The 1,935-nt window shown below is 66.3% G+C and carries 1 protein-coding gene; it reads right to left on the bottom strand.

The annotated features are described in order from the left end of the window. Window positions 1–65: 65 nt before the first annotated feature. Window positions 66–1,337: a group II intron reverse transcriptase/maturase gene (gene ltrA, locus JL475_RS38760; protein ID WP_202282889.1), complete on the bottom strand. Its 1,272-nt coding sequence runs from the start codon at window positions 1,335–1,337 to the stop codon at window positions 66–68. Window positions 1,338–1,935 lie beyond the last annotated feature (598 nt).

Below are 1,935 nucleotides of genomic sequence, written 5' to 3'. Positions count from 1 at the left end.
TAGTCGGGTCGCCCGGGGGAATCTCACCCCCGGGCTCCCACGGAACCGTACGTGACAGTCTCCCGTCATACGGCTCTTGTCGTTCTGGGCCTCGCCCCCGCCGGGGCCGTCCAGGTCCAGTGAGCGAAGTACTTCGGGCGCAACGTGTGGCCACGGGCCAACCGTCGCAGGGCCTGTTTCGTCCCGACCCGGTACTTCTTCTGGATCCACCGCAGCAAGTAGGTGTTGATGCGGTCGAGCAGCGGATACAGCGCTGAGCGGTAGAAGCGCCCGTAGTAGTTCATCCATCCCCTGACCACCGGATTGACCATCCGTGCCAGGTCAGATGACTCCTGCGCGGTGCGCCGGTGCAGTCTCCAGGACCGCACCGTCCTGCTCAGCCTCTTCAGGGCTTGGTGACTGATGGCGGGCAGGAACGCGGTGAACATCACCCCGTGTCTGTCCTTGGCTCCTCGTGGCCGGAACGTGAACCCCAGGAACGTGAACTCGGTGACCGGAGACCGGCCCCGACGGTTGTCGTCCTTGCAGTACACGATCCGGGTCTTGTCCGGATGCAGTTCCAGACCGACCTCGGCCATCCTGGACCGCAGCGCGGCCAGGACCCGTTCCGCTTCCGCCAGGGTGCGGCAGTGCACCACCGCATCGTCGGCGTAACGCTCGAACGGGCAGCCCGGGTACTCCCGGACCATCCACGCGTCGAACGCGTAATGCAGAAACAGGTTCGCCAAGACGGGCGACACCGCAGAACCCTGCGGCGTGCCCTCCACCCTTTCCGTCGTGGACCCGTCGGGCAGGCGCAGCCCCGCGGCCAGCCACCGCTTGACGTACAGCACCACCCAACGGGCGTCGGTGTGCGCTTCGACCGCGGCCACCACCTTGTCCCACGGGACGGTGTCGAAGAACTTCCGGATGTCGAACTCGACCACCCAGTCGAACCGCCAGCACCGCTCCCGGCAGGACGCGACGGCGTCCAGTGCCGACTTGCCCGGCCGATACCCGTAGGAGTCCGGGTGGAAGACCTGCTCCACCCGCTCCGACAGATGTCCGGCCACCACCGTCTGCGCGACCCTGTCAGCGACGGTGGGCACCGCCAACACCCTGGTGCCACCCCCGCTCTTGGGGATCGGCACCGCTTTGACGTCCGGCGGGAAGTATGTGCCCGAGGACATCCTGTTCCAGACCTTGTACAAGTTGTTCTTCAGGCCCTTCTCGAACGCCTCGATCGACACTCCGTCCACCCCGGACGAGCCCTTGTTCCCTCTCACCTTCACCCAGGCGTCCCACACCTCCTGCTTGGAGATGTCGAACGGCTTGGCCGACGCTTTCAACTCGTCCATCCCGCTCCTCCCGGAGAGCTTCCGGTTGACCGAACAAACCAGTCACGAACGACCCGGCCCCTTCGCTCCACCCCGATTACCGGGGCTTCCCCGCTACTACGAGCCGGTCCGCCGGCGCGCCGCGCGACGGTACTCAGCACCCGGCCGGAGCACTTCCGCACCGGGTTCTCCCTGGCGCCCCGGCCGCTGAGCCGGGGCAGTATCGCGACACGCCTTCCCACGTTCCGTACGGAAGCCGCAGACCGGGCTCGCGCCGCCTTCATGCCGGACACCGCCTGGCCAATAAGCGGTCACCCGCCAGGCTTGTCCCGGGATCCTGAAGTCACCCCGGTTTCGATGTCACCTACTACTTACGACACGTCATCAGCGGTTCACTCGCGTTCGCCTTCCCGGTCCCCACCTGACGCCTGACCGGCGCCTTTTCCCCGGACGCTCACCACGACGGTCTTCAACCAACGCAGCTCGGGGCGGTTTGACGCCTCCCACCGCAGGGCGACGCCGAAGGGCCACAAGACCTTCATCTTCCGCACAGCACCACATCAAGCAGGGTCCCTGCCTACATCAACCTCACTCTCAGCGTTCGTGGCACACCTCCAGC

The sequence above is a fragment of the Streptomyces sp. M2CJ-2 genome (assembly GCF_016757295.1).
Classification (GTDB): Bacteria; Actinomycetota; Actinomycetes; order Streptomycetales; family Streptomycetaceae; genus Streptomyces.
This window is presented reverse-complemented; position numbering and strand designations above follow the sequence as displayed.

Excerpts from the sequence above, each read along its gene's own strand:
- ltrA (WP_202282889.1), bottom strand. The coding sequence starts at position 1,337 with ATGGACGAGTTGAAAGCGTCGGCCAAGCCGTTCGACATCTCCAAGCAG.